Source organism: Salipiger marinus (assembly GCF_900100085.1).
GTDB classification, from domain to species: domain Bacteria; phylum Pseudomonadota; class Alphaproteobacteria; order Rhodobacterales; family Rhodobacteraceae; genus Salipiger; species Salipiger marinus.
The window spans coordinates 1-26,093 of record NZ_FNEJ01000012.1; the positions used below are offsets into that span (position 1 = coordinate 1).

The 26,093-nt window shown below is 68.7% G+C and carries 24 protein-coding genes and 1 pseudogene; 17 read left to right on the top strand and 8 right to left on the bottom strand.

The window, feature by feature from the left end; genetic code table 11:
• From BLR51_RS14455 to BLR51_RS14485, 7 genes and pseudogenes are all read right to left on the bottom strand, one after another.
• Positions 1 to 152 (bottom strand): annotated as a pseudogene (locus BLR51_RS14455) (electron transfer flavoprotein subunit beta/FixA family protein); the annotation flags it as partial.
• Between the two features lie 52 nt (positions 153 to 204).
• Positions 205 to 1,005, bottom strand: coding sequence for an HpcH/HpaI aldolase/citrate lyase family protein (locus tag BLR51_RS14460; RefSeq protein WP_089848185.1), 801 nt, complete (start codon positions 1,003 to 1,005; stop codon positions 205 to 207).
• On the bottom strand, positions 999 to 1,850 hold the full coding sequence (locus BLR51_RS14465; RefSeq protein ID WP_089848187.1) for an HTD2 family dehydratase: 852 nt from the start codon (positions 1,848 to 1,850) through the stop codon (positions 999 to 1,001). Before BLR51_RS14465 ends, BLR51_RS14460 begins: the two co-directional genes overlap by 7 nt.
• 2 nt (positions 1,851 to 1,852) lie before the next feature.
• The gene (locus tag BLR51_RS14470; protein ID WP_089848189.1) at positions 1,853 to 2,947 is read right to left on the bottom strand and encodes a CaiB/BaiF CoA transferase family protein; all 1,095 of its coding nucleotides are present in this window, start codon (positions 2,945 to 2,947) and stop codon (positions 1,853 to 1,855) included.
• Entirely contained in the window at positions 2,947 to 4,137 is a 1,191-nt protein-coding gene (locus tag BLR51_RS14475; RefSeq protein WP_089848191.1) for an acyl-CoA dehydrogenase family protein, read from the bottom strand. The genes BLR51_RS14470 and BLR51_RS14475 overlap by 1 nt, the downstream gene beginning before the upstream one ends.
• 179 nt (positions 4,138 to 4,316) lie before the next feature.
• Positions 4,317 to 5,237: an SDR family NAD(P)-dependent oxidoreductase gene (locus BLR51_RS14480; RefSeq protein ID WP_089848193.1), complete on the bottom strand. Its 921-nt coding sequence runs from the start codon at positions 5,235 to 5,237 to the stop codon at positions 4,317 to 4,319.
• A gap of 24 nt (positions 5,238 to 5,261) precedes the next feature.
• Positions 5,262 to 6,044, bottom strand: coding sequence for an IclR family transcriptional regulator (locus BLR51_RS14485; RefSeq protein ID WP_165616827.1), 783 nt, complete (start codon positions 6,042 to 6,044; stop codon positions 5,262 to 5,264).
• A 102-nt stretch (positions 6,045 to 6,146) separates the two neighbouring features.
• Here BLR51_RS14485 and BLR51_RS14490 point away from each other — a divergent pair, with 102 nt between their 5' ends.
• Genes BLR51_RS14490 through BLR51_RS14525 form a run of 8 tightly spaced genes read left to right on the top strand, consistent with a single transcriptional unit; the run spans position 6,147 to position 14,459 of the window.
• Positions 6,147 to 7,301 carry an acyl-CoA dehydrogenase family protein gene (locus BLR51_RS14490; RefSeq protein ID WP_311135841.1) on the top strand — a complete coding sequence of 385 codons (1,155 nt, stop codon included), beginning with the start codon at positions 6,147 to 6,149 and terminating at the stop codon, positions 7,299 to 7,301.
• Between the two features lie 3 nt (positions 7,302 to 7,304).
• Positions 7,305 to 7,724, top strand: a complete 420-nt coding sequence (locus BLR51_RS14495; protein WP_089848199.1) for a PaaI family thioesterase — start codon at positions 7,305 to 7,307, stop codon at positions 7,722 to 7,724.
• 24 nt (positions 7,725 to 7,748) lie between these two features.
• Positions 7,749 to 8,129: a Zn-ribbon domain-containing OB-fold protein gene (locus tag BLR51_RS14500; RefSeq protein ID WP_089848201.1), complete on the top strand. Its 381-nt coding sequence runs from the start codon at positions 7,749 to 7,751 to the stop codon at positions 8,127 to 8,129.
• Positions 8,126 to 9,280: a thiolase family protein gene (locus tag BLR51_RS14505; RefSeq protein WP_089848203.1), complete on the top strand. Its 1,155-nt coding sequence runs from the start codon at positions 8,126 to 8,128 to the stop codon at positions 9,278 to 9,280. Before BLR51_RS14500 ends, BLR51_RS14505 begins: the two co-directional genes overlap by 4 nt.
• Positions 9,277 to 11,397: an acetate--CoA ligase family protein gene (locus BLR51_RS14510; protein ID WP_089848205.1), complete on the top strand. Its 2,121-nt coding sequence runs from the start codon at positions 9,277 to 9,279 to the stop codon at positions 11,395 to 11,397. The genes BLR51_RS14505 and BLR51_RS14510 overlap by 4 nt, the downstream gene beginning before the upstream one ends.
• Positions 11,387 to 12,250: a MaoC family dehydratase gene (locus BLR51_RS14515; protein WP_089848207.1), complete on the top strand. Its 864-nt coding sequence runs from the start codon at positions 11,387 to 11,389 to the stop codon at positions 12,248 to 12,250. The genes BLR51_RS14510 and BLR51_RS14515 overlap by 11 nt, the downstream gene beginning before the upstream one ends.
• A complete protein-coding gene (locus BLR51_RS14520; RefSeq protein ID WP_089848209.1) occupies positions 12,247 to 13,008 on the top strand; it encodes an enoyl-CoA hydratase/isomerase family protein in 762 nt (253 codons plus the stop codon). Before BLR51_RS14515 ends, BLR51_RS14520 begins: the two co-directional genes overlap by 4 nt.
• Complete coding sequence (locus BLR51_RS14525) at positions 13,002 to 14,459, top strand: hypothetical protein (protein WP_089848211.1); 1,458 nt, start codon at positions 13,002 to 13,004, stop codon at positions 14,457 to 14,459. The genes BLR51_RS14520 and BLR51_RS14525 overlap by 7 nt, the downstream gene beginning before the upstream one ends.
• Positions 14,460 to 14,517: 58 nt before the next feature.
• Here the strand turns inward: BLR51_RS14525 and BLR51_RS14530 are convergent, their stop codons facing one another.
• Complete coding sequence (locus BLR51_RS14530) at positions 14,518 to 15,444, bottom strand: LysR family transcriptional regulator (protein WP_089848216.1); 927 nt, start codon at positions 15,442 to 15,444, stop codon at positions 14,518 to 14,520.
• 178 nt (positions 15,445 to 15,622) lie between these two features.
• Between BLR51_RS14530 and BLR51_RS14535 the strand changes: the two genes are divergently transcribed.
• The 9 genes from BLR51_RS14535 to BLR51_RS14575 all read left to right on the top strand — a co-directional run bounded on the left by BLR51_RS14535 (position 15,623) and on the right by BLR51_RS14575 (position 25,940).
• Positions 15,623 to 16,753 carry a TAXI family TRAP transporter solute-binding subunit gene (locus BLR51_RS14535; protein ID WP_089848468.1) on the top strand — a complete coding sequence of 377 codons (1,131 nt, stop codon included), beginning with the start codon at positions 15,623 to 15,625 and terminating at the stop codon, positions 16,751 to 16,753.
• Positions 16,754 to 16,824: 71 nt separating this feature from the next.
• The gene (locus tag BLR51_RS14540; protein WP_089848218.1) at positions 16,825 to 18,777 is read left to right on the top strand and encodes a TRAP transporter permease; all 1,953 of its coding nucleotides are present in this window, start codon (positions 16,825 to 16,827) and stop codon (positions 18,775 to 18,777) included.
• A gap of 23 nt (positions 18,778 to 18,800) precedes the next feature.
• A complete protein-coding gene (locus BLR51_RS14545; RefSeq protein WP_089848219.1) occupies positions 18,801 to 19,466 on the top strand; it encodes a 3-oxoacid CoA-transferase subunit A in 666 nt (221 codons plus the stop codon).
• Complete coding sequence (locus tag BLR51_RS14550; RefSeq protein WP_207543631.1) at positions 19,463 to 20,131, top strand: 3-oxoacid CoA-transferase subunit B; 669 nt, start codon at positions 19,463 to 19,465, stop codon at positions 20,129 to 20,131. The genes BLR51_RS14545 and BLR51_RS14550 overlap by 4 nt, the downstream gene beginning before the upstream one ends.
• 10 nt (positions 20,132 to 20,141) lie before the next feature.
• Positions 20,142 to 20,936: a citryl-CoA lyase gene (locus BLR51_RS14555; RefSeq protein ID WP_089848220.1), complete on the top strand. Its 795-nt coding sequence runs from the start codon at positions 20,142 to 20,144 to the stop codon at positions 20,934 to 20,936.
• A gap of 42 nt (positions 20,937 to 20,978) precedes the next feature.
• Entirely contained in the window at positions 20,979 to 21,866 is an 888-nt protein-coding gene (locus BLR51_RS14560; protein ID WP_207543632.1) for an HpcH/HpaI aldolase/citrate lyase family protein, read from the top strand.
• 7 nt (positions 21,867 to 21,873) lie between these two features.
• Positions 21,874 to 22,857, top strand: coding sequence for an NAD(P)H-dependent flavin oxidoreductase (locus BLR51_RS14565; protein WP_089848221.1), 984 nt, complete (start codon positions 21,874 to 21,876; stop codon positions 22,855 to 22,857).
• A gap of 12 nt (positions 22,858 to 22,869) precedes the next feature.
• Entirely contained in the window at positions 22,870 to 24,606 is a 1,737-nt protein-coding gene (locus BLR51_RS14570; RefSeq protein ID WP_089848222.1) for an acyl-CoA dehydrogenase family protein, read from the top strand.
• Positions 24,607 to 24,614: 8 nt separating this feature from the next.
• Positions 24,615 to 25,940: an MmgE/PrpD family protein gene (locus tag BLR51_RS14575; protein WP_089848223.1), complete on the top strand. Its 1,326-nt coding sequence runs from the start codon at positions 24,615 to 24,617 to the stop codon at positions 25,938 to 25,940.
• Positions 25,941 to 26,093 lie beyond the last annotated feature (153 nt).

The following is a 26,093-nucleotide window of genomic DNA, read 5'->3' on the forward strand; positions in this document are numbered from 1 at the left end:
TCTTTCAGCCGGATGGCTTCTTCGACGGCGATCTCGTCAAACGGGTTCATCGACATCTTGACGTTGGCGAGATCGACACCGCTCCCGTCCGATTTGACCCGGACCTTCACGTTGTAATCGATCACTCTTTTTACGGGGACGAGCAGTTTCATGGGATCAATGCGTCTTTCCTGTTGCAGTCCGCTGCGGGCCCTTGGCGTGGGGTCAGGCGGGCCGGGCCGTGGCGAGGATATGCCGCGCCCGCAGCCGCACCGGGTCGTCGATCATCGCGCCGTCCAGCGCGACCGCGCCTTCGCCGGAGGCCAGCACCCGCCGCGCCCAGTCGATTTCGCGGTCGGTGGGCGCAAAGCCCCGCAGCACCTCCGGCACCTGCCGCGGGTGGATGCAGAGCTTTCCGGTCATGCCAAGCGCGCGCGCATGTTCGGCATCGCCCCGCGTCTCGTCGGGATCGTCGAGCCGGGCGGTGACGCCATCGACCGGGCCGGGCCTGCCCGCAAGGCGCGAGGCAAGCACCAGCTCGCTGCGCGCGGGCAGCAGGATGTCGCGCTCATGCGCGCAGCCCAGATCGGCGCAGAAATCGATGGAGCCGAAGATCAGCCGCGCCACGCCGGGCAGCGCCGCAAGGCGCCGCGCTTCGGCAAGGCCGCGGGCGGTCTCGATTAGGGCCAGCACCGGCACCCGCGCGCCAAGCTGGCGGCAGAGCGCGTCCACCACCGCCGCATCTTCGGCCTTCGGCAGCACGATCCCGGCGACCGGCAGCGCGCTGACCGCCGCAAGATCGGCCTCGTGCCATGGCGTGCCGCTGGCATTGATCCGCACCAGCACGGGTTTTGTGGTGAAATCGCAGCGCAGGGCGCGGCGCGCGGCCTCCTTCGCCTCGGGGGCCACGGCATCCTCCAGATCGAGGATCACCGCATCGGCCTCGCTCGCGGCGGCCTTGGCGAAGCGTTCGGGCCGGTTGGCGGGCACAAAAAGCGGGGCGCGGATCAGATCAAGGCTCACCATTCCGCCCGCGCCTCCATCGCCACCGGACCCTCGGGGCAGGCGGTCCAGAGATCCAGCGCATCCCCGGACGCGCGGGCGTTGAGCAGCAGCGTCGCGCCGCCAAAGACCGGCGACAGGCTGCGGAAGCGGAACCGGGCCGGGGCGGCGCCGCGCAGGTCGGCGGCATAGTGCACCAGCAGCATCGCCTGCAGCGGCCCGTGCACCACAAGGCCGGGATAGCCTTCTTCGGCGGTGGTATAGGGCGCATCGTAATGGATGCGGTGGCTGTTGAAGGTCAGCGCGGAGTAGCGGAACAGCCGCGCGGGCGCGGTGTCGATGCGGCGCTGCTGTGCGCCCGCCGGAGCAGGCGGCGGCGGCGCGGCGGGTGCCGTCCCCGCCGGGGGTTCGTCGCGATAGACGATGTCCTGCCGTTCGGTCAGCATGTCGCGCCCGCCGCTGCGGAAATGATGGGTCACCGTCACGAAACAGAGCCGCCCCGACCGGCCCTGTTTCAGCGTCACATCCTCCACCACCGAGCGCCGGGTCACGGTTTCGCCGATCCGGGGGGCGGTGCGGAAGGTGAAGGCGCCGCCCGCCCACATGCGCCGGGGCAGCGGCACCGGCGGCAGGAAGCCGCCGCGCTGCGGATGCCCGTCCGGGCCAAGTGCGGCGGTGGGGGCGGTCGGCTGGCACAGGCAGTGATGGACCAGCAGCGGCGCCTCGGCACCCTCCCCGGTGGGGCCCTCGCGGTCGAGCGTGGCGTAAAGCCGCGCGACCAGATTGGGCGTCAGCGGTTCGGAGGCATGCTCTTCGCGGCCGATCCAGCCGCGCAGATGGTCAAGATCGAAATCCGGTGTGGCGGGCATGGTCAGCTCTCCAGCGGGTTCAGGGCAGGAACGGCGCCATAGGCGCGGGGCGCGTCGTCCCAGACCGGGGCGGGCGCGGGATAGGAGACGGGGCCGTTCGGGGTGTCGACCGTGATGCGCCGCAGATGCGGGTGGGCGGCAAGCCCCGCCATGTCATTGACGAGGGCCAGCGCGACATCGGCGCGCAGCAGCGTCTCCACCGCCTCGGCGCCGCTGCGGCGGGCAAAGGCCGCCGCGACCAGCGCATCGGTTTCGGCCCGGTGTTCCACCCGCAGCACGTTGCTGCAGAAGCGCGGATCGTCGGCCAGATCCGCATCGCCCAGAAACAGCGCGCAGAGCTTGCGCCATTCCCGGTCGCTTTGCACCGACAGCAGAACCTGCGCGCCGTCCTTCGCAGTGAAGACGCCATAGGGGGCGATGGAGGGATGCGCGAGCCCGGCCCGTTTCGGGCTTTTGCCGCCCTCGTGGTTGAGCAGCGGCACGGTCAGCCAGTCGGCCATCACGTCGAACATGGAAATCGCGATGCTGGCGCCCTGACCGGTCCTGCCGCGCCGGATCAGCGCTTCGAGGATGGCCGACTGCGCGGTGGCGCCGGTGGCGATGTCGACCAGCGAAATGCCGACGCGGGCGGGTTCCGACGGGCCGCCGGTGATGGAGCAGAGCCCGGATTCCGCCTGCACCAGCAGGTCATAGGCCTTGCGGTCGGCCATCGGCCCGCCTTCGCCATAGCCCGAGATCGCGCAGGTGATCAGCTGCGGGAAGTCGCGCGCCAGCCGGTCGGCGCCAAAGCCAAGCCGGGCCAGCGCCCCGCGCTTGAGGTTCTGCACCAGCACGTCGGCGCTGGCGAGAAGCTGCGCCAGATCCTCCTGCCCGGAGGCGGAGGCGAGGTCGAGCGTGCGCGACTGCTTGCCCCGGTTGAGCCAGACGAAATAGCTCGACTGGCCCTTGGCCACATCGTCATAGCCGCGCGCGAAATCGCCTTCGGGGCGTTCGATCTTGATCACCTCGGCCCCGGCATCGGCAAGGCGCGAGGTGCAGAACGGCGCCGCCACCGCCTGTTCGATGGCGACGACCCTGATCCCTTCGAGGGGCCGCATCAGAAGCTCCGGGGCAGGCCGAGCACATGTTCGGCGATGTAGGAAAGGATGAGGTTGGTGGAGATCGGCGCCACCTGATAGAGCCGCGTTTCCCGGAACTTGCGTTCGATGTCATATTCGCAGGCGAAGCCGAAGCCGCCATGGAACTGGATGCAGGCATTCGCCGCCTCCCAGCTGGCCTTGGCGGCGAGATATTTGGCCATGTTCGCCTCGGCGCCGCAGGGCTGGCCCGCGTCATACAGGCGGCAGGCTTTCTGGCGCATGAGATTGGCGGCCTCGATCTCGATATAGGCCTCGGCGATGGGGAACTGCACGCCCTGGTTCTGGCCGATGGCGCGGCCAAAGACCTGCCGTTCAGAGACATAGCGCACCACGCGGTCGGTGAACCAGTAGCCGTCCCCGATACATTCCGCCGCGATCAGCGCGCGTTCGGCATTGAGCCCGGTGAGGATATATTTGAAGCCCTTGCCCTCTTCGCCGATCAGGTTTTCCACCGGAATCTCGAGATTGTCGAAGAACAGCTCGTTGGTCTCGTGGTTGACCATGTTGGGGATCGGGCGCACCTCCATGCCGGAGGCCATCGCCTGCCTGATGTCGACAAGGAAGATCGACAGGCCTTCGGATTTCTTCTTCACCTCCGACAGCGGCGTGGTCCGGGCGAGCAGGATCATCAGATCCGAATGCTGCACGCGGCTGATCCAGACCTTCTGGCCGTTGATCACATAGCGGTCGCCCTTCCGCACGGCGGTGGTCTTGAGCTGGGTGGTGTCGGTGCCGGTGGTGGGTTCGGTCACGCCCATGGACTGCAGGCGCAGCTCGCCGCTGGCAAGCTTGGGCAGGATGCGCTGGCGCTGCTCCTCGGATCCGTGCCGCACCAGCGTGGTCATGTTGTACATCTGCCCGTGGCAGGCGCCGGAATTGCCGCCGGCGCGGTTGATCTCTTCCATGATGACCGCCGCCTCGGTGAGCCCGAGCCCCGAGCCGCCATAGTCTTCGGGGATCAGCGCGGCCATCCATCCGGCCTTGGTCAGGGCATCGACGAACTCTTCGGGATAGCCGCGGGCCGCGTCGATCCGGCGGTGATATTCGTCGGGAAAACTGGCGCAGAGCGCGCGCACCGCGTCGCGGATGTCCTGATGGTCGTCGCTGATCTGGTCGTACACCTGTGCCTCCTCCGGGTCTCGGGACATGGGGTTCCCCCCGTGTTTTCCCGATCATCCACCCCGGCAAGCCATAAATCAAATATCTGAATGGACTTGCTGAAATGCCGAAAATGCATGAATGGCGCGGCGCGCGGGGCGGCACGGAAAAGGCGGCCCGACCAGAGCCGGGCCGCCCCTGCGCGGCTGGAGTGGTGCAGGCCCCGGGGTCAGACCGGATCCCAGCAGAATACGTCCGCCGAGACGTCAAGCGGCACGTAGCTTGCGCGCAGCGCCGGGATGGCATGGCTCGCGACGCTGTCGAGCGACCAGCCCTCGCTGCGCTGCACCGAGCGGACCGGGCGCGGCTGCGAGATGAGGAAAATCTCGTTGTTGCGCACGGCAAAGACCTGCCCGGTGGTGTCGGCGCCCGCGTCCGAGGCAAGATACAGCGCGACGGGCGCGATCTTTTCCGGCGACATCTCCTTCATGCGGTTCACCCGCTCTTCCTGTTCGGGGCTGTCGACCTTGATCGAGGAGGTCATGCGGCTCCATGCGAAGGGCGCGATGCAGTTGGAGCGGATGTTCCAGCGCTGCAGGTCAAGTGCCAGCGATTTCGACAGGGCGGTGATCCCCAGCTTGGCGGCAGAGTAATTGGCCTGCGCAAGGTTGCCGATCAGGCCGGAGGTCGAGGTCATGTGGATCAGGCTGCCCGATCCCTGATCGCGCATCACGTCGGCAGCGGCGCGGCTTACGTTGAACGTGCCATAAAGATGGACCTTCACCACCGCGTCGAAATTTTCATAGGTCATCTTGTGGAAGAAGCTGTCGCGCAGGATGCCCGCGTTGTTCACCACCACATCCAGCCGACCGAAGGCGTCGGTCGCCTGCCGCACCATCGCCTGCGCCCCGGCGGGGTCGGTGACGTCATCGCCATTGGCGACGGCGCGCCCGCCCGCCCTGGTGATCTCGGCGACCGTGTCCTGCGCGGCGGCGCTGGAGGAGCGCTGGCCGTCCAGCGAGGCGCCGATGTCATTGACCACCACCGCCGCCCCGGCTTTCGCCGCCTCCATCGCGATGGCGCGACCGATGCCGCCGCCCGCGCCGGTCACCAGCATGACCTTCCCGTCTAGGGGTTTCATTTCAGACATGTCTCCTCCGTCTTGTCTTGAACCTTAGGTGTCAGGGTCTGCGGGGCGGCCGAACAGGCAGCGTTCGATCTGGGCTGCGGCCCCGGCAAGGGCTGTGGCGATGGCGGCAAGGCTTTCATCGGTCTGCTGCCCCGCGATGGTGATGCTGCTCATGCCCAGCCGGGGCACGCCGCCTGCGTCGCGCGCCAGCGACGCGACGATGTCGAGCCCGCGGAACAGCTGGCTGCGGTCGCAGGCGGTGCGGGTGTCGCGCGCCTTCAGCACATCGGCCCAGTAGCTTTCGAAACTCGGCGCGTCCTGCCAGCGCACGGTGGCGAAACCCTTGCGGGTCTGGGCCTCGGTCAGGCCCTTGGTGGCGGCGTAGCAGCGCCCGATCGCGCCGGAAAATACCGGCAGGCGGCTGTTCTGGGCCAGCACCGCGTGCAGGATGTTGGGCGCGGTGAAGCGGTCGGTCAGCACGATGCGGTCGGTCGGGGTGATCTGCCAGAGCGCGATCATGGTCTGATGGTCCTGCGCGATGGCGGTCAGCGCCGGGCGGATCACGTCAGCCGGGTTGGCCCCCAGCAGCGGCACCGCAAATTCCAGCAGCCCCATGCCCATGCGGTAGGTCTTGGCCGCGGGGTCGAAGCTCAGCAGCCCTTCATGGCTCAGCGTCCTGAGGATGTTGAAGGCGGAGGAGACGTTCAGCCCGGTTTCCCGCGCGATCTGGGTGGCACCCATGGGGCGGCCCTGCGCGGCGACCAGACGCAGGATGCTCATGGCGTTCTGCACCGCGGGGACGAGTTTCTGTCCGGTATCGTCGACCATTCCATTCCTCATGTAGAATTGCATTTACTATACAGAATGATCTTGCTAGATCAAGGCCAGAACGGAATTGTGCCGAGGGAGGAAGGAACGATGCCGGCAGGTGTGGATCGTGATGTATTTGAACAGCTTGTGGACAGCGTGGAGAGATTCGCCCGCGAGCGGCTGATCCCGGCGGAGCGCCGCGTCGAGGAAGAGGACGCCATCCCCGAAGAGATCGTGGCGGAGATGAAGGAGATGGGCCTGTTCGGCCTGTCCACGCCCGAGGAATTTGGCGGCATCGGGCTCAACGTGCCGCAGGAGGCGCGGCTGATCGAGACGCTGTGTTATGCCTCGCTGACCTTCCGCTCGCTGATCGGCACCAATGTCGGCATCGGCTCGCAGGGCATCGTGATGGACGGCACGCAGGCGCAGAAGGAACGCTGGCTGCCCGGCGTGGCCAGCGGCGATGTCATCGCCTCCTTCGCGCTGACCGAACCCGACAACGGGTCTGATGCGGGCGGCATCCGCACCTCGGCGCGGCGCGATGGCGGCGATTTCGTGATCAACGGCACCAAGCGCTACATCACCAACGCGGTGCGCGCCGGGGTCTTCACGGTGTTTGCCCGCACCGATCCCGAAAAGGACGGCGCCGATGGCGTGTCGGCCTTCATCGTGCCGGCGGACACGCCGGGCATCACGGTGGCCAAGCCCGACCGCAAGCTGGGCCAGCGCGGCACCAAAACCTCTGACGTGATCTTTGACGATGTGCGCGTGCCGGACAGCGCCATCCTTGGCGGGCCGGACCGGCTCCATCAGGGGTTCCGCACCGCGATGAAGGTGCTTGACCGCGGGCGCATCCATGTGGGCGCGATGGCCGTGGGGCAGAGCCAGCGCATGCTCGACATTGCCACCGATTACGCGCTGGAGCGCAGGCAGTTCGGCAAGCCCATCGGCGAGCATCAGCTGGTGCAGGGGATGCTGGCGGACTGTCAGGCAGAACTGCACGCGGCGCGCGCGCTGGTCCGGGCCAGCGCCGACACCTTCGACCGCGAGGGCAAGGCGATCATCGAGGCGGCCTGCACCAAGTATTTCTGCACCGAGGCGGCGGGCCGCATCGCCGACCGCGCGCTGCAGATCCATGGCGGCGCGGGCTATATGGCCGACTACGATATCGAACGGCTTTACCGCGACATCCGCCTGCTGCGCATCTACGAAGGCACCAGCCAGATCCAGCAGCTGGTCATCGCCCGGCGCACGCTGGCGCAGCGGGCCGCCTGAGCGATGGCGGCGCAAAGGCCGCGCAGCCTTGCCGACATGCCGCCGCAGTCGAAGTTCTCGATCCTTCTGGGGATCGAGATCCTCCGCTGCACGCCGGAGGAGGTGGTCTGCACGATGACGGTGACCGAGGACATGTCGAACCGCAACGGGGTGCTGCATGGCGGCGCGCTGATGACGCTGTCGGATACTGCGGCGGGGACCGCGTCCTTCATCTGCAGCCCGGCAGAGATCTCCAACACCACGGTCGAGGCAAAGACCAATTTCATCCGCCCGGTCAAGCTGGGCGACACGGTGACCGCGCGCTGCGTGCCGGTCCATGTGGGCCGGGCAACCTCGGTGCTGCAGGTCACCATGACGCGCGGCGACGGCAAGGTCGTTGGCGTGACCAGCCAGACCCACCTGTATCTGGGCTGGAAAGACTGAAAAAAGCGCGAAAGGGGAGGAGCGATGACGGAGATCACGACAGGCAAGGCCGGGCCGCAGGCCACCTATGAGGCCTATCTTGCAGCGGGGCGGTTCATGATCCAGCGCGCCGACAGCACCGGCGAATACGTGTTCTGGCCGCGCGTGCTGGCGCCTTCGGGGGCGACCGATCTGCGCTGGGTCGAGGCGAAGGGCACCGGCACGGTCTATGCCATCACGGTGAACCGGTCGCGCGGCGGGTCGTGGAACGTGGCGCTGGTGGATCTGGATGAGGGCGTGCGCCTGATGTCGGCGCTTCCGGCGGTGGAGACCGCGAGCATCGGCGCCCGGGTGAAGGCGCGGATCGAGACCACCGAGGACGGCCCGCGCGTGGTCTTTGACCTGATCGAGGAGGGCGCGGCATGAGCGACCGGACCCTGCGGGGCAAATCCGCCATCGTCGGCATGGCAACGGCGGGTGTCGGCGAGGCGCCCGGCTTTTCGGCGATGGAACTTCTGGGGCAGGCTGCCGTGGCGGCGGTGGCCGAGGCCGGGCTGAAGATGCAGGACATCGACGGCGTCTTCGCCGCGACAAGCAGCCATGCCTTCCCCACGATGAGCGTCGTGGAATATCTTGGCCTGAAGCCGAAGTTCTTCGACGGCACCAATGTCGGCGGCTCGAGCTTCGAGATGCATCTGCTGCAGGCGACGCTGGCGCTGGATGCCGGGCTCTGCGATGCGGCGCTGGTCTGCTACGGGTCGAACCAGCGCACCGCAGGCGGGCGGCTCGTGTCGATGAGCGAACCGCAATGGCACGAAACCCCCTACAGGCCGCGCCATCCGATCACCGCCTATGCGCTGGCGACCAGCCGGCACATGGCCGAATACGGCACCACGCGCGACCATCTGGCCGATGTGGCGCTGGCGGCGCGGGACTGGGCCAATCTCAACCCCGAGGCTTTTGCGCGCGGCCCGCTGACACGGGACGACATCCTGTCGGCGCGGATGATCTCTGACCCGCTGACCAAGGCCGACTGCTGTCTTGTGACCGATGGGGCTGCGGCCTGCGTGCTGGTGCGGGCGGATCGGGCGAAGGATCTGCCGGGCAAGCCGGTCTATTTCCTTGGCGCGGGGGCGGCGAACCACCACCGTTCCATCGTGGCGATGCCGGATCTGACCACCACCGCCGCCGCCGAAAGCGGCCCCCGCGCCATGGACATGGCCGGGGTGCGGCAGGCGGATCTGGATCTGGTGATGGTCTATGACGCCTTCACCATCAACACGATCCTCTTTCTGGAGGATCTGGGCTTCTGCCCCAAGGGAGAGGGCGGGCGCTTCGTTGCGGACGGGCGCATCGCCCCCGGCGGCGACCTGGCGGTCAACACCAATGGCGGCGGGCTGTCCTGCGTGCATCCGGGCATGTACGGGCTTTTCCTCATCGCCGAGGCGGTGGCGCAGATCCGCGGCGTGGCGGGGGCGCGGCAGATCGCGGACTGCAGCCTTGCGCTCTGTCACGGCAATGGTGGCACGCTGTCCAGCCAGTGCACGGCCATTCTTGGATCGGAGGCGGCGCTATGAGCGATCTTTCCCATATCGACGGGCTGATCGCCCCGCGCTCCGTGGCGGTGATCGGGGCGTCGGACGATGTCACCCGGATCGGCGGGCGCCCCATCGCGGCGATGCTGCGCGCAGGCTTCGCGGGCCGCATCCTGCCGGTCAATCCCAAACGCGACAGGGTGCAGGGCCTGCCCTGTTACGCCAGCGTCGACGACCTGCCCGAAACGCCCGATGCCGCGCTGATCGCGGTGCCCGCGAAGCTGGTGCCCGAAACGATCGAGGCGCTTGGCCGCAGGGGCTGCAAGGCGGCAACGCTGTTTTCGGCAGGCTTCGCCGAGACCGGGGCAGAGGGCGAGGCGGCGCAGCGCGCGCTGGTCGCCCGGGCGCGGCACCACGGCATGCGCCTGCTCGGGCCGAACACGCTGGGTGTCTACAATGTCGGGATCGGCTATTACGGCACCTTTTCCTCCTCGCTCGATACCGGGATGCCGCGCCCGGGCAATATCGGCATCGCCAGCCAGTCCGGGGCCTTTGGCGCGCATCTTGGCGCGCTGGCGCGGGATCAGGGGCTGGGCTGTTCGGTGCTCATCACCACCGGCAACGAGGCCGACATCACCGTGGCCGACGCGATCCGCTGGATGGCCGAAAGCGACAGCACCGACGTGATCTGCACCTATATGGAGGCGATCAATGACGCCCCCGCGCTGCTGGCGGCGCTGGACGCGGCGCGCGCGGCGGGCAAGCCGGTGCTGGCGCTCAAGTCCGGCCGCTCGGCGGTCGGCGCCCGTGCGGCGGCCTCGCACACCGCCTCGCTGACCGGGGATGCGGTGGTTGCGGATGCGGTGCTGTCCGATCATGGCGCGATCGTCCTGCGCGACCCCGAGACGATGATGGACATCGCCTATGCCGCCTCCAAGAAGGTGTTTCCGGCGCGGCATTCGCTGGGGGTCGTCACGGTCAGCGGCGGCGCGGGCATCGTGGCCAGCGACGAGGCGGAACGGGTCGGCCTGCCGATGCCCGCGATGCCAGAGGCGGCGCAGGCGGTGCTGAAGGCGGCGCTGCCCTATGCCTCGCCGGTCAATCCGCTCGACTGCACCGCGCAGGCGCTGAACGATCCCTCGCTGCTGGACCTCTTCACCCGCAGCGGGCTGGAAGAGGGCGGCTACGGGGCGGTGCTGTGTTTCCTGACCTATGTCGCGGGCAGCCGGGCCATGTCTGACGTGATCCTGGAGGCGATGGCGCCGTTGCGCGCGGCCTATCCCGACCGGATCATCGCCTTCTGCGCCTTGGGAGAGCGCGAGGTGCTGCAGCGCTATGACGATGCGGGCATTCTGGTCTTCAACGATCCCTGCCGCGCGGTGCGGGCGCTGGACGCGATCCTGCGGCTTGGCGCCGCGCAGGCGCGCGGACCGGGGCCCGCCCTGCCGGAGGTGGTGCCGGTCGCGCTGCCCGAGGGCCCGCCGGACGAGGCGCAGGCCAAGGCGCTGCTTGCCGGGGCCGGGATCGCCGCCGCCCCCGAACGCGCGGTGCAGAGCGCGGAAGACGCCGTGGCGGCGGCGGAGTCCTTTGGCTTTCCGGTGGTGATGAAGATCCTGTCGCCGGACATCCTGCACAAATCCGATATCGGGGCGGTCAAGCTCAACATCGGCAGCGCCGAGGCGGTGCGCGCCGCCCATGCCGAGATCCTGTCGGCGGCGGCCACCCATGCGCCCGGCGCCGTGGTGACCGGCGTGCTGGTGGCCAAGCAGCTGTCGGGCGGGGTGGAATGCCTGATGGGGATCAGCCGCGATCCGACCTTCGGGCCGGTCGCCGTGTTCGGGCTTGGCGGCATCTTTGTCGAACTGCTCAACGATGTGGCGCTGCGCGCCTGTCCCTTCGGGCCGGAAACCGCGCGGGAGATGATCCTGTCGATCCGCGCCGCCGCGATCCTGCAGGGCGCGCGCGGGCAGCCCCCGGCGGATATCGATGCGCTGGCGCAGATGCTGTCGCGCCTGTCGGTGTTTGCGGCGGGGGCGGGCGCGCGGCTGGTGTCGATCGACCTCAACCCGGTGCTGGCGATGCCCGAAGGGCAGGGGGCCTTTGCGCTTGACGCCGTGATCGAACTCGACGGGCAGGAGGAGGCGGCGCATGGCCATTGACTATGACCACCTGAGGGCCTTCGACATTCCCGAGGTCCGGCAGAGCTATGGCCCGGCGCAGGCCGCGCAGTATGCGCTGAGCATCGGCATGGGGCAGGATCCGATGGATCTGCGGCAGCTGGCCTATGTCGGGGCGCTGGCCGAGGACCGGCGCGCCATGCCCGCCATGGTCAACATCCTTGGCCATCCCGGGTTCTGGCTGGGCCGTCCGGAGACCGGGGTCGACGCGCTTCGGCTGGTGCATGGCGAACAGGGCATGACGCTGCACCAGACCCTGCCCCCCGAGGGCACGGTGATCGCCAAGACCCGCGTGACCGGCCTTGTCGACAAGGGCGAAGGACGCGGCGCGCTGCTGTATTCGGAAAAGCAGATCCGCGAGGCGGAGACCGGCACGCTGCTGGCGACCTGCCGTGGCACCACCTTCCTGCGCGGCGATGGCGGCTTTGGCGGGCCGGACGGGCCGGTGAAACCGCCGCACCCGCTGCCCGACACCGCGCCCGATCATGTGTTCGACACGCCGACCCGGCCCGAGCAGGCGCTGCAATACCGCTGGAATGCCGATCCGAACCCGCTGCATCTGGATCCGCGTGTGGCGGCCAAGGCCGGGTTCGACCGTCCGATCCTGCACGGGCTCTGCAGCTTCGGCTGTGCCGCCCATGCGCTGCTTGCGGTGCTGTGCGATTACGACGCGGACCGATTCGGCGCGATGGACGGGCGGTTCACCGCCGTCGTCTATCCCGGCGAGACGCTGCGGACGGAGATCTGGCAGGACGGCTCGTTCCGCACGCGGGTGCTGGAGCGCGACAAGATCGCCATCGGCAACGGGCTATTCAGGCAGAGGGAGACGGCATGAGCATCGAGACGCAGAGGGGCGAGGACGGGCTGCTTGTCCTTACGCTGAACGAACCGGATCGGCGCAACCCGGTCGGCCATAAGGCACGGCAGGCGCTGTCGGCGGCGCTGTCCGGGGCGGCGGCGGACGATGCGGTGCGCGCCGTGGTCATCACCGGCGCGGGCGGGCATTTTTCCGGCGGGGGCGACATCCGCGATCAGGGCGAACGCAGCCTTGGCGCGCATCGCGAACGGTTCGCGGTGATCAGCGACGTGATCACCCGCATGGCGCGCTTTCCGAAGCCGCTGGTCGCCGCGGTCGAGGGCTGGGCGGCGGGCGGCGGCTTTGCGCTGGCGCTGGCCTGTCCGACCATCGTCGCCTCGCGCGAGGCGCGGTTCGTCGCGAGCTTCACCAAGATCGCGCTGATGCCCGACATGGGGCTGCTGAGCACGCTGCCCGCCCGGATCGGGCCCGCGCGGGCGCGGCGGCTTATCCTGACCAACCGCGTGGTGGGCGCGCCCGAGGCCGAGGCGCTGGGGATCGTCGACGAGCTTGCGGAACCGGGCGAGGCGCTGCGCGCCGCCTCTGCCCTTGCGCTGGCCGAGGCGGAGGGCGCGGCGCTGCCCCGGCAGTTCATCCTTGACTGGTTCGCGCGCGATCTTGCCGAGGCGCTTGAATACGAGCAGACGCTGCAGCCCCTGCTGCTCAACAGTGCGGATGCGGCGGAAGGGCGGGCGGCCTTTGCCGAGAAAAGACCGCCGCGCTTCCGGGGATGCTGAGCCTCCGGGGGCCGCTGTCCCCCGGACCGGCGGCGGCCCCCGCGCCGCTGCCCGTGACCCTGCGCCGGATCGCCATGACGGTGGTCATGGTGGCGGCGCTGCTGCTGATCTTCATCGACTCGCGCGCGCTTACCGCACTGGCGGCGGGCGCGCTGGTGCTGTTCCTGCTGCTGGCGTGGCGGCAGTTCCGCACCGGCACATGGGTGCCGCTGCTGCTGTCGCTGGCGGTTCTGGCGCTGGCGCTCTGGCGGGGCGTTCCCGCCGGGGTGCTCTGGCAGGCCGCCGACCGGATGATCTTTCTTGCCGCGCTTATCGCGATGCTGGGCACGCTGCGGTCGGCAGCGGCCATCGCCCCCGAGGTGCTGCAGGCGGGGGCCTATGTCACCAGTCAGCCCGCCTCACGCCGCTACCTTGCGATGACCTTCGGCGGGCATCTTTTTGGCGTGCTGATCAATTTCGGCGGGCTCGCGCTGCTGCTCGACCTTGCCAAGCGGTCGATGACCGCCGAGACGGCGGCGCGTCTGCCCGAAGAGGCGGTCGAGGCGCGGCTGCGGCGCATGACGCTTGCGGTGGTGCGGGGGTTTTCGATGATCTCGCTCTGGTCGCCCTTCGGCTTTGCCACCAATGCGATCCTGATCGCGCTGCCGGGCGCATCCTACATGGATTTTGGCCCCGCTGGCCTTGCCATGTCCTTTGTCTTTGTCGCCATCGGCTGGGGCTTCGACCGGCGCGACGGGCGCCGGTTCCGGCGGCTTGGCCTGCCGCGCCCAAGCCCGCCGCCGGGCAGCTGGCGCGGGGCTGCGGCGCTGGTGGCCCATGTGCTGGCCTTGGGCGCCGCCGTCTTTGCGGCCCATGCGCTGACGCCGCTGAGTTTCCAGCAGGGACTGATCTGCGCCGTGCCGGTCTATGCGCTGCTTTGGGCCGCCTCCGCCGGGCGGCGCGGCATGGGGCGGGCCCGGGCCGGGCTGGGTGCCGCCGCGCGCGCAACATGGGCGCGGCTTTCCGATCTGGGGGCCGAGGTGGGGGTGTTTGCCGCTGCGGGCTTCCTGCCGGTGCTGCTGCTGGCGCTGCTGCCGACAGAGGATCTGCGGGCGGCGATCCTTGGGCTGGGGCTGGGCCCCATCGTGCTGGCGCTGGGGCTCTGCCTGCTGACGGTGGTGCTGGCGCTCTGCGGCGTGAACCCGATCGTGACGGCGTCGGTCTTTGGCGCGATTGCCGCACAGCTGGCGATGCCGGGGCTGAGCAATACCGCGATCGCGCTGGCGATCACCGGCGGCTGGACGGCGGTGATCGGTCTTTCGCCCTTCATCACGACGCTGGTGGTCGCCGCCGCGATCATGGGGCGCAGCACCGCCCGGATCGGGCTGGTCTGGAACGGCCCCTACTGCCTTGCCATCCTGCTGGTCTGGCTGCTGTTTCTGGCGGGCCTGATGGCGGGCGGCCTGATCTGACCTGCCATGCCGGGCATGGCTGACCTCTCCGGCATGCCGGAGGGGCATGATGCCCGTGTCAGAGCGTCGTTCCGGGCCACTGCCCGGTGGCCACCATCGCATGCACCTCTGCGGTCAGGAATTCCGCAAAGCTGCTGGCCAGCCGGGATCCGGGCCGGTTGAGCGGCGTCATCAGCACCAGCGTCCGGTCGATGGTGCGCTGCACGATGGGCCGCGCGATCAGCCGCCCGTCGCGCACGTGATCGATCACGCTCACCAGCGGCAGGATGGTGCTGCCAAGCCCGCGTTCGACAAAGGCAAGCATGGTCGACAGGATGTCGATTTCCAGCACCACGTCGAGCGCAATCTGCTCTTCCTGCGAGATCGCCTCGACCCGTCCGCGCAGGCCGTGTTCGGGGTTGGGCAGGATCAGCGGTTTGCCAAGCGCGTCGCGCACCGGGATGGGCACGCCGTCGCGCCCGCCTTCGGTCTGTGCCGACTGGATCAGGAAAAGCTGTTCGATGATAATGGGTTGCGCCCGGATCGACGGGGATTTCTGCCCCTCATAGGCCACGCCCAGATCGATCTTGCCGCGCAGCAGCCAGTCCTGCACATGGCCGCTGAACCCCGAGATGACGCGCAGCTTCACGTCCGGAAACCGCGTCATGGTGCGTTCGATCATGTGGGTCGCCAGAATCTCGGCCACCGTGGGCGGCAGGCCCAGCGTCACCGTGCCCGACAGCGGCGCGCTGTTGCCGGAGATGTCGCCCGCCATGTCCTCCACCTCTTCGAGGATGGCCTTGGCGCGCCGGGCCAGCCGGATGCCTTCTTCGGTGGGCATGACGCCGCGCCCGTGGCGGCGCAGCAGCGACACGTTCAGTTCATCCTCCAGCGCCTTGACCTGACGGCTGAGGGCGGGCTGGGCGATGTTCAGGCGTTCGGCGGCGGCGGTGATGCTGCTCAGCTCGACCACCTGGATGAAGTTGCGCAGCTGACGGAAATCCATTCATGCCTCATGGGTATCTCTGATATATGTATAATGCATTTGAATCATGGCTGCCAGTTCGCCAAGCTTGAACCCGGAGGAAGACGTAAATCCCGCAAGGCATGCCACGCGCATCCCCGGGAGGCAGGTCACAGGAGGAGTGACCCGCCCACGTTTTCGGATGCACAGGGAGGAAAGCATGAAAACCGGATTCAAACTTGGGGCCGCTGCGGGCGGCCTGATGGCACTGAGTGCCTTTGGCGCGGCGGCACAGGATCTGCCCGATACGATGGTCTGGACATCCTATGACGTGGGATCGGCCGGATATGCCGAAGCCTCGGCCATCGCCGACGCCTTTGGCAAGGAATTCGGCACCCGCGTGCGGATCCAGCCTTCGGGCAGCGGCATCGGCCGCCTGCAGCCGCTGCTGCAGGGGCGGGCCGATTACGCCTTCCTTGCGACGGAGGCGTTCTTCGTCTCCGAAGGTGCGTTCGATTTCGCGACGCCCGACTGGGGCCCGCGCGCGCTGCGCGCCGTGGCCGGTCGTCCGGCGGGGATCACGCTGATCGCGGCGGGGGATGCCGGGATCGACACGGTGGCCGATGCCCGTGGCAAGCGCATCGCCTTTGTGGCGGGCAACCCGTCGGTGAACGTGAAATGCGAGGCGATCCTCGCCTTTGGCGGGCTGACGCTTGACGATGTCGAGGTCATCACCTTCCCGACCTATGCGGCGGCGATGTCGTCCATGACCCGCAACGAGTCCGATGCCACCTGCACCACGCCGACCACCAGCCAGCTTTACGAACTGGCGGAAAGCCCGCGCGGCATCCATTACGCCCCGCTGGAGGCGGAGAACGCGGCGGGCTGGGAGGGCCTGCTGAAGGTGCTGCCGATCATGGGGCCCTCCGACGAGGATGTGGCCGCCGGTCTGGCCGAGGGCGAGATCGCCAAGATGGCCGCCTACCGCTACCCGGTGATCACCACCACGACCGAGCAGACGGCGGACGAGGTCTATGCCTTCATCAAGGCGCTCGACGAAAGCTATGACCTTTACAAGGACGGCACTGCCACCATGTCGCGCTGGTCGCTCGACATTTCCGGCAGGCCCGCGATCGACGTGCCCTTCCATGACGGCGCCATCCGCTACCTCAAGGAAAAGGGCATCTGGACCGAAGAGGATGACGCATGGAACGCCAAGCGGACCGAGCGCATGGACGCGCTGCTGGCCGCATGGGAGGAGTTCAAGCCGCAGAATGACGGGCTGTCCGAGGACGAGTTCGCCGAGGCATGGATGGCCCGGCGCGCCGAGGTTGTCGCGGGCCTGAACTGACCCGCAGGCCGCTGAATCTCCCCGGCGCGGTCCGCGCCGGGGCACGTCCTGCCTTGGATCGGGAAGAGACCATGGTTTCCGAAAAGACCACAGATGCCGCATTGCCCGAGGGGCAGGGCGCAGGGGCCCGCCCCATCCTTGCCGACCAGACAGCCCGCCGGGTGATCGTCATGGGGCTGGGCGCGCTCGGGATCGTCATGGCGATCAACCAGCAGTTCCTGCTGAACCTTTTCGGGTTCCAGCCTCTGGGCAACGCCTATCTTTATTACCTCATCGGCATCTTTCTGGCCGTCGCCTTCCTGACCCTGCCCGCCAGCACCCTGCATCCGCGCCGCCTCCGCTGGCTTGATCCGGGGCTTGCGGTCGCGGCGCTGGTCAGTGCCGGATGGCTGGGGCTGCACGGGCTCGACATCATCCAGAAGGGCTGGGAATACGACGCCCCGCCCATGGCCGATCTCATGGCCTCGGTGCTGATCGTGCTGGTGCTTGAAGGGGTGCGGCGCGCGGGCGGGACGATCCTGCTGGTGACCGCGCTGCTGTTCGGCACCTATCCGCTTTATGCCGATTACATGCCCGGCTTCCTGTGGGGCACCGAATATTCGCTGATCGGCACCGTCCGGGCGCATGTGCTGGGGGTCGAGTCGATCATCGGCATTCCGATGCAGGTCGTCGCGGAACTGGTGATCGGCTTCGTGATCTTCGGCTCGGTGCTGGTCGCGACCAAGGGCAGCGATTTCTTCATGGAACTGGCCTCGGCGCTGCTCGGGCACAGCCGCGGCGGCCCTGCCAAGGTGGCGGTGATGGGCTCGGGCATCCTTGGCTCGCTGTCGGGCAGCGTGATCTCCAACATCCTGACCTCGGGCCCGTTCTCGATCCCGACGATGCGGCGGGTCGGCTATCCCGCGCATTACGCCGCCGCGGTCGAGGCCTGCGCCTCCACCGGCGCCACGCTGATGCCGCCGGTGATGGGCACCGTGGCCTTCGTCATGGCCTCGTTCCTTGGGGTGCAGTATTCCAGCATCGTGGTCGCTGCGGTCATCCCGGCGCTGATGTTCTACGTGGCGCTGCTGTTTCAGGTCGACATGTACGCGGCCCGCCGCGGGCTGAAGGGTCTGCCGCGCAGCGAGATGCCCGCGCTCTGGCCGGTGCTGAAATCCGGCTGGCCCTATCTGCTGAGCCTTGCTGTGCTGATCTTCGTGCTGATGGGCCTGCGCATGGAAGCGCGCTCCCCCTACTATGCCTCGGTGGTGATGCTGGTGGCGACGGCGTTCAACAAGGACACCCGCCTGACGCTGGCCCGGGCCAAGGCGCTGCTGCTTGACACCTCGGCGAATGTCGCAAACCTTGTCGCCGTGCTGGCGGGCATCGGTCTGGTGGTCGGCGGCCTGTCCTATACCGGCGTGGCGGGCGCGTTTTCCCGCGAACTGCTGCTGTATGCGGGCGGCAACACCGCGCTGATGCTGATTGCCGGGGCGGTGACCAGCTTCGTGCTGGGCATGGGGATGACGGTCACCGCCTGCTACATCTTCCTGTCGATCCTGCTGGCCCCGGCGCTGGTGCAGGCCGGGCTCAACCCGATCGCCAGCCATCTGTTCATCCTTTACTGGGGTATGCTGTCCTACATCACGCCGCCGGTCGCGCTGGCCGCGATCACCGCCGCGAATGTCGCGGGATCAAAGCCGATGCAGACCGGGCTTCATGCCATGCGCCTTGGCATGCCGCTTTTTGTGCTGCCCTTCATCTTCGTCTACGACCCGGCGCTGATCATGGAAGGCACATGGCCGCAGATCCTCGAACGGGTGGCGCTGACGCTTGTGGCGATCTGGGCGATCACCTCCGGGTTCGAGGCATGGATCTACAAGGTCGGTCGCATCGGGGTGCTGAGCCGCATCGCCTTCGCGCTTGGCGGCGTGCTGATCCTTGTGCCCGAACTGACCACAAGCCTTGGCGGGGCCGGGGTGCTGGTGGCGGTGATCGTGGTGAATCTCGGGCTCGGGCGCCGCAGAAGCGCCGCCAAGGCGTGATCCAGACAACGGGAGACCTGCAGATGGACAAAACTGTGACGGACCTTGAAAGCGCGGTGGCCCCGATCCCCGACGGCGCTTCGGTCATGATCGGAGGCTTCGGATCCTCGGGCATCCCCTTCGGGCTGATCGACGCGCTGCTGGCGCAGGGGGCAACGGGGCTTACGGTGATTTCCAACAACGCGGGCGCCGGAGAGACCGGCATCGCCAAGCTGCTGAAGGCGGGGCGGGTGGCCAAGGTCATCTGTTCCTACCCGCGCTCGCCGGGGTCGATCTGGTTCGAAAAGCGCTATGAGGCGGGCGAGGTCGCGCTGGAAGTGGTGCCGCAGGGCACGCTGGCCGAACGCATCCGCGCCGCCGGGGCGGGGCTGGGCGGCTTCCTGACGCCAACGGGTTACGGCACGCTTCTGGCCGAGGGCAAGGAGACCCGGATCATCGACGGGCGCGGCTATGTGCTGGAGGCGCCGCTGCCTGCGGATTTTGCGCTGCTGCGGGCCGACCGTGGCGACCGCTGGGGCAATCTCAGCTTCCACGCCACGGCGCGCAACTTCAACCCGGTGATGGCCATGGCGTCGAAACATGCGGTGGCCGAGGTGCGGCAGCTGTCCGACACGCCGCTTGATCCGGAACGGGTGGTGACGCCGGGCATCTTTGTCCAGAGCGTGGTGGAATACGGGGTGCGGCCATGACGACCGTCTTGAACCTGAACGGCGCGCGGCTGACCGCGCTGGAGGATGCCGAACTTGCCGCCCGCGTGGCGCAGGACATCCCCGATGGCGCCTATGTGAACCTTGGGATCGGCAAGCCCACCCATGTCTCGGCCTATGTGCCCGAGGGCCGCGAGGTGATCTATCATTCCGAAAACGGGATCCTCGGCGTGGGTCCGACCCCGCCCGAGGGCGAAGAGGATCTTGAGCTGATCGACGCCAGCAAGCGCTATGTCACCGCAGCACCGGGGGCCGCCTATTTCGAGCATTCCGACAGTTTCGCGATGATGCGCGGCGGCCATATCGATATCGCCGTGCTTGGCGCCTATCAGGTGGCCGAAACCGGCGATCTGGCGAACTGGGCGACGCTGGACGAAAAATTCCCCCCCGCGGTTGGCGGCGCGATGGATCTGGTGGTGGGGGTGCCGCGGATCCTCGTGATGATGCGCCACGTCAACCACGACGGCACGCCCAAGCTGCTGAAACGCTGCACCTATCCGCTGACCGGGCTTGGCGTCGTCAGCCGCGTCTACACCGATCTGGCCGTGCTCGACGTGACCCCCGGCGGCTTCCGGGTCGTCGAGCTGACCAAGGGCAACAGCCTTGAGGACGTGCAGGCGGTGACCGAAGCGAAACTTCTGACCTGAAGGAAAGACCATGCCCAAACGCAAGGACAAGCTGACCTCGGACATCGGCTGGAGCACGCCCGACCAGATCACCGTGCGCGGGCTCGACCTGCCGAGCGAGATCCTTGGCGAGATGAATCTTGGTGATCTGGCCTTTCTGCTGACGGCGCATCGCAAGCCCTCGCCGGAGGAATCGAAGGTGTTCAACGCCATCGTCATCACGCTGGTGGAACACGGCATCACGCCTTCGGCCATGGTCGCCCGCCTGACCTATATGGGCGCGCCGGAATCGCTGCAGGCGGCGGTGGCGGCGGGGCTGAACGGGCTTGGCACGGTGTTTGTCGGATCCATGGAGGGTGCCGCGCGGCTGCTTTACGAGGCGCTGCCCGCCGAGAGGCTGGGCACCGGCGCGGATCTGGAGGCAATCGCGAAAGAAGTGGTGGCCGATCATGCCGCGCGCGGGCAGATCCTGCCGGGGCTTGGCCATCCGCTGCACAAGCCGGTCGATCCGCGCACGCCGCGCCTGTTCGAGATCGCGGCGCAGAACGGGCTGTCGGGGGAATATGTCGCGCTGATGCAGTGCCTTCAGCGCGAGGCCGAGGCGGCGCGCGGCAAGGCGCTGCCGATCAATGCCACGGGCGCCATCGGCGCGATCTGTTGCGAATTCGGCTTTCCCTGGCAGATCGTGCGCGGCTTCGGGGTCATGGCGCGGTCCATCGGGCTTGTCGGGCATATCCTTGAAGAACGCAGCGATCCCATCGCCTTTGAACTGTGGCAGCGGACCGAGGAGGAGATCCTGCGCAATTCCGGCCCGCAATCCCGCTGATTTCGGCGCCACCGCATCTGCCGGACCCACGGGAGCCCCCTCATGGACATGACCCGCCTCAGCGACCAGACCCCGAGCTTTCCGCTGTTCGTGTCCGCGGCGCGGCCCGACAGCTTTGCCGCGGCCTGTGCGGCGGGGTCGGACATGGTGGTGATCGATCTGGAGGATTCGGTCGCCCCCGACAGCAAGGCGGCGGTGCGGCGCATCCCGCAGCGCGCGTTGCCGCAGGACCGGTCGGTGACGCTTTACCTGCGGGTGAATGGCGCGGGCACGCTGTGGCACCGCGATGACCTTGCCTTTGCGCGCATGGCCGGGGTGGACGGGATCGTGCTGCCCAAAAGCGACAGCGCCGAGCAGATCGCAGCGGTGCGCGGCGCGCTGCGTCCGGGCCAGAAGATCATCGCGCAGATCGAAACGGTGCGCGGCCTGTCGCGGGTCGAACAGATCGCCGAACTGGCGGACCGGCTTGCCTTCGGGTCGATCGACCTTTCCGAGGATCTGGGCTGCGCGCATACCCGGCTTTCCCTGCTGCCGCTGCGCAGCCGTCTTGTGCAGGCGGCCCGGCTGGCGGGGGCTCCGCCGCCGCTGGACGGGGTGACGGTCAGCGTCACCGATGCGGCGGCGATTGCGGATGACGCGCGGCATGCGAGCGAGCTGGGCTTTGGCGGCAAGTGCCTGATCCACCCCCGGCAGCTGGCCCCGGCGCGCGCGGGCTTCCGCACCACGCCGCAGGATCTGGACTGGGCGCGCCACGCGCTGGCGGCGGAAGAGGACGCGCTGCCCGATGCCGAGGCAGAGATGCTGCGCTCTCCGGTCGTGGCGCGGGCCCGGCGGCTGTTGCTGCGCGGTCAGGCGCAGATGGCGCCCGCCGCCGGACCCGAAGCCCCGGCCCGCCGCAGGCCGTCAGGCCCGACCCCATCAGGAAAGTGAGGATCGCATGACCGAGCAACGCCACACCGCGCCGAAGGACCGCCTTGCCGGGCTGCGGGCCGGGCTGAAACTGCCGCTGATCGGGGCGCCGATGTTCCTTGTCTCCGGGGTGGATCTGGTGGTGGCGCAGTGCAAGGCGGGCATCATCGGCACCTTTCCGGCGCTGAACGCGCGCCCCGCCGACCAGCTTGACCTCTGGCTGACCCAGATCCGGACCCGGCTTGAGGCGCACCGGCAGGACACCGGCGAAACCCCGGCGCCGTTCGGGGTCAACCTGATCGTGCATGACTACAACACCCGGCTGGAGGAGGATCTGGCCACGCTCGTGCGCCACGAGGTGCCGCTGGTCATCACCTCGCTTTCGGCGCCCGACAGGGTGGTGGCGGCGGTGCATGGCTATGGCGGGCTGGTCTTTCATGACGTGGTCAAGGCGCGCCATGCCCGCCGCGCCGTGGCGGCGGGGGTGGACGGGCTGATCCTTGTCTGTGCCGGGGCCGGGGGCCATGCGGGCACGCTGAGCCCCTTTGCGCTGGTCGAGGAGGTGCGCGCCTTCCATGACGGGCCGCTGGTGCTGTCGGGGGCCATCGCGAATGGCCGCGCGATCCTCGCCGCCGAGGTGCTGGGCTGTGATTTCGCCTATGCCGGCACGGTCTTCATCCCCGCCGAAGAGGCGATCGCGCCAGAGGGCCACAAGCAGATGATCGTCGCGGCGGCGTCGGACCAGATCCTGTATACGCCGCTGTTTTCGGGCACCCCGGCCAATTACCTTGTCCCCAGCATCGAGGCGGCGGGCGTCGATCTGGAGGAGGCGCGGCTGGCGCAGCCGCGCCGCATGGGGGCGAAGTCCGATCCCGACAGGCCGCGCGCGTGGTCGCAGGTCTGGAGCGCGGGACAGGCGGTGGCGCAGTCGCAGGCGGTTGAACCTGCGGCCCGGATCGTGGCGCGGCTTGACCGCGAGTACCGTGCCGCCAAGGCGGCGCTCTGCGGCTGAGGGGGGCGCATCATGACCAGACCCAGCGCAGGCCCCGTTCCCGACAGCCGGGGCACGAACGCCTATCACGCCGATCCGGCCTTTGCGGCCCTGCTGTCGGTCTATCTGCCCCCCGACCTGCACCCGGTGCTGGAGCCGCAGCTGGCGCGCATGGGCGCGCTGGTCGGGGACCGGCTGGAGCAGCTGGCCCTTGCCGCCGACAGGAACCCGCCCGTGCTGGTGCTGCGCGACCGGACCGGCACGCCGGTGCAGCGCATCGACAAGCATCCCGCCTATGAGGCGCTTGAACGCCATGCCTTCGGTGAATTCGGCCTTGCCGCCATGTCGCATCGGGGCGGGGTGTTCGGGCAGGCGGAGCCGCTGCCGCCCGTGGCGAAATATGCGCTGGTCTACCTGTTCGTGCAGGCGGAATTCGGGCTTTGCTGTCCGCTCAGCATGACGGACTCGCTGACGCGCACCCTGCGCAGGTTCGGATCGGAAGACCTGATCGCGCGCTATCTTGACCGGCTCACCAGTCAGGACATGGACCGGCTGTTTCAGGGCGCGATGTTCATGACGGAACAGGCGGCAGGGTCGGATGTGGGCGCGGTGGAGACCGTGGCGCGCCCGCAGGACGGCGGCTGGAGGCTTTACGGCGACAAGTGGTTCTGCTCCAACCCCGATGCGGCGCTGGCCATGGTGCTGGCGCGGCCCGAAGGCGCCGAAAGCGGCACCCGCGGCCTGTCGCTGTTCCTGCTGCCCCGGCACCTGCCGGACGGGCGGCTCAACCACTACCGGATCATCCGGCTGAAGGACAAGCTGGGCACGCGGTCGATGGCCTCGGGCGAGATCGTGCTGGACGGGGCAGAGGCCTATCTGGTCGGCGCGGCGGGGCAGGGTTTCAAGCAGATGACCGACATGATCAACATGTCGCGGCTTGCCAATGGCGTGCGCAGCGCCGGGCTGATGCGGCGCGCGGTCGGCGAGGCGCTGCACATCTCGCGGCACCGCCGGGCCTTTGGGGCGCGGCTGATCGACATGCCGCTGATGCGGCGGCAGCTGGCCAAGATGCTGCTTGCCGCCGAGCAGGGGCGCAGCATGGTGTTCCACACCGCCCGCGTGCTGGAGGCGGCGGACCGGGGCGATGCCGATATGGCCCGGGTGCTGCGCATTCTTACGCCGCTGGTGAAATTCCGCGCCTGCCGAGATGCCCGTCGGGTGACGGGGGACGCGATGGAGGTGCGCGGCGGCTGCGGCTATATCGAGGAATGGTCCGATGCCCGCGTGCTGCGCGATGCGCATCTGGGCTCGATCTGGGAAGGCACGAGCAACATCGTGGCGCTGGACGTGCTGCGCGCGGCGCGGCGCGAGGGTGCCTTCGACGCGCTTGCGGCGCATCTGCGCACCTGCCTTGCCGAGGTCGAGGCGCCGCTGGCGGAGCAGCTTGGCGCGACGCTGGACCGGGTGGCGGCGCTGCTGCGCGCGGTCTCGGGGCAGGACGGCCCTGCCGAAACCGCAGAGGCGCGCCGCGCGGCGAGTGCGGCCTATCACATCGCCTCGGCGGTTTTCCTTGCATGGGAGGGTGCCCGGCTTGCGGGCAGCCATGCCGCCATCGCCACCGACCGCCAGCGCCTTGCCGGGCTGGTGCTGACGGAAAAGCTGGGCCCCCGCGATCCGCTGGCGCCCGCAGAGCCCGAACCCGACTGGCTGCCGGATCTGCTGGCCCGGGCCGGGCGCGACACCGAACCCCCCCAGACAGCCACGGAATGAAAGACGCCATGACCCTTGCACAGACCCTTGCCCGTTTTGCTGCGGGCCCCGCCACCGGGGACGCGCGGATGCGCAGTTTCGTGCGGCTGTCGCTGTTTGACTGGGCGACGGTCGGCCTTGCGGGCAGGCAGGAACCGGTGGCCCGTGCCGCCCGCGCCATGGCCCGCGACAGCGCCGCCTCTGCCGGGGGGGCCACGCTGATCGGCGGCGGGCGCGCCCCTGCCGCCGCCGCCGCGCTGGCCAATGGGGCGGTGAGCCACGCGCTGGATTACGACGACACGCATTTTGGCCATATCGGCCATCCCAGCGTTGCGGTTATCCCCGCAGCGCTCGCAGCCGCGGAGACGGCGCAGGCGGGGGCTTCGGAGTTTCTGGATGCGGTGGCGGTGGGGCTGGAAACCGCCTGCCGGATCGGCGCGTGGCTGGGGCGGCCCCATTACGAGGCGGGGTTCCACCAGACCGGCACCTCGGGCGCGTTCGGGGCCACGGCTGCCGCCGCGCGGATCTGGGGCCTTGATGCCGCGACCATGGCAGAGGCGCTGTGCCTGACCGCAACCCGGGCGGCGGGGCTGAAAAGCCAGTTCGGCACCATGGGCAAACCGCTCAACGCGGGCTTCGCCGCCGAGGTGGGCGTGACGTCGGCGCTGCTGGCGCGGGCGGGGGCGACATCGGCACCGGACGCGATCGAAGGTCCGCAGGGCTTCGGGCCGACCCATGCGGGCAGCGCGGAAGCGGCGGCGCTTGACGGTCTTGGCACGGACTGGGTGTTTCCGGGCATTTCCTACAAGTTCCATGCCTGCTGCCACGGCCTGCACGCGATGCTTGAGGCCGTGCGGATCCTGCGCGCAGAGGGGCTGCGCCCGGAGGAGGTCACGCAGCTGACCATCCGCACCCATCCCCGCTGGCTGGCGGTCTGCAACCTGCCCGAGCCCGCCACCGGGCTGCAGGCCAAGTTCAGCTACCGGCTTGCCGCCGCGATGATGCTGGCCGGGGTCGATACCGCCGCGCTGGACGTCTATAGCGAGGAAACCTGCGCCCGCGCCGATCTTTGTGCGCTGCGCGACCGGGTGGTGGTGGCGCCGGACAGCAGCCTGAGCGACAGCGAGGCCCGGGTGTCGGTGACCACGCGCGACGGGATCCGCGAGGCGCATCACGACATCCTTGCCGCAGGGGATCCCGAAAGCCTTGCGCCACGGCTGCGCGCCAAATCGGCCACGCTGCTTGGCGTCGGTCCTGCCGAGGATCTGTGGTCGGTGGTCGCAGCACTTGGGGAGGGCGAGCCGACGCTCGCCGCGCTGGTGCAGCGGATGGGCGGCGGTCAGGGGACGCGCTGACAGCGGGCTGACGCCGTGCCATGGGTGAGGGTTACATTACATAACTCTGATTATGGGCATAAACCCCCGCCGCCACGCCCGGCGGTCGGGGCCAGCCTTGCCGGTCCGGTCCCCGTGCGGCAATGGTCTGGCGCGGCCCGGGTGCCGGGGCCG

Bases quoted from the DNA above. Each gene is read 5' to 3' on its own strand.
- BLR51_RS14460 (WP_089848185.1), bottom strand. From the start codon at position 1,005: ATGGTGAGCCTTGATCTGATCCGCGCCCCGCTTTTTGTGCCCGCCAAC.
- BLR51_RS14465 (WP_089848187.1), bottom strand. From the start codon at position 1,850: ATGCCCGCCACACCGGATTTCGATCTTGACCATCTGCGCGGCTGGATC.
- BLR51_RS14470 (WP_089848189.1), bottom strand. From the start codon at position 2,947: ATGCGGCCCCTCGAAGGGATCAGGGTCGTCGCCATCGAACAGGCGGTG.
- BLR51_RS14475 (WP_089848191.1), bottom strand. From the start codon at position 4,137: ATGTCCCGAGACCCGGAGGAGGCACAGGTGTACGACCAGATCAGCGAC.
- BLR51_RS14480 (WP_089848193.1), bottom strand. From the start codon at position 5,237: ATGTCTGAAATGAAACCCCTAGACGGGAAGGTCATGCTGGTGACCGGC.
- BLR51_RS14485 (WP_165616827.1), bottom strand. From the start codon at position 6,044: ATGGTCGACGATACCGGACAGAAACTCGTCCCCGCGGTGCAGAACGCC.
- BLR51_RS14495 (WP_089848199.1), top strand. From the start codon at position 7,305: ATGGCGGCGCAAAGGCCGCGCAGCCTTGCCGACATGCCGCCGCAGTCG.
- BLR51_RS14500 (WP_089848201.1), top strand. From the start codon at position 7,749: ATGACGGAGATCACGACAGGCAAGGCCGGGCCGCAGGCCACCTATGAG.
- BLR51_RS14505 (WP_089848203.1), top strand. From the start codon at position 8,126: ATGAGCGACCGGACCCTGCGGGGCAAATCCGCCATCGTCGGCATGGCA.
- BLR51_RS14510 (WP_089848205.1), top strand. From the start codon at position 9,277: ATGAGCGATCTTTCCCATATCGACGGGCTGATCGCCCCGCGCTCCGTG.
- BLR51_RS14515 (WP_089848207.1), top strand. From the start codon at position 11,387: ATGGCCATTGACTATGACCACCTGAGGGCCTTCGACATTCCCGAGGTC.
- BLR51_RS14520 (WP_089848209.1), top strand. From the start codon at position 12,247: ATGAGCATCGAGACGCAGAGGGGCGAGGACGGGCTGCTTGTCCTTACG.
- BLR51_RS14525 (WP_089848211.1), top strand. From the start codon at position 13,002: ATGCTGAGCCTCCGGGGGCCGCTGTCCCCCGGACCGGCGGCGGCCCCC.
- BLR51_RS14530 (WP_089848216.1), bottom strand. From the start codon at position 15,444: ATGGATTTCCGTCAGCTGCGCAACTTCATCCAGGTGGTCGAGCTGAGC.
- BLR51_RS14535 (WP_089848468.1), top strand. From the start codon at position 15,623: ATGAAAACCGGATTCAAACTTGGGGCCGCTGCGGGCGGCCTGATGGCA.
- BLR51_RS14540 (WP_089848218.1), top strand. From the start codon at position 16,825: ATGGTTTCCGAAAAGACCACAGATGCCGCATTGCCCGAGGGGCAGGGC.
- BLR51_RS14545 (WP_089848219.1), top strand. From the start codon at position 18,801: ATGGACAAAACTGTGACGGACCTTGAAAGCGCGGTGGCCCCGATCCCC.
- BLR51_RS14550 (WP_207543631.1), top strand. From the start codon at position 19,463: ATGACGACCGTCTTGAACCTGAACGGCGCGCGGCTGACCGCGCTGGAG.
- BLR51_RS14555 (WP_089848220.1), top strand. From the start codon at position 20,142: ATGCCCAAACGCAAGGACAAGCTGACCTCGGACATCGGCTGGAGCACG.
- BLR51_RS14560 (WP_207543632.1), top strand. From the start codon at position 20,979: ATGGACATGACCCGCCTCAGCGACCAGACCCCGAGCTTTCCGCTGTTC.
- BLR51_RS14565 (WP_089848221.1), top strand. From the start codon at position 21,874: ATGACCGAGCAACGCCACACCGCGCCGAAGGACCGCCTTGCCGGGCTG.
- BLR51_RS14570 (WP_089848222.1), top strand. From the start codon at position 22,870: ATGACCAGACCCAGCGCAGGCCCCGTTCCCGACAGCCGGGGCACGAAC.
- BLR51_RS14575 (WP_089848223.1), top strand. From the start codon at position 24,615: ATGACCCTTGCACAGACCCTTGCCCGTTTTGCTGCGGGCCCCGCCACC.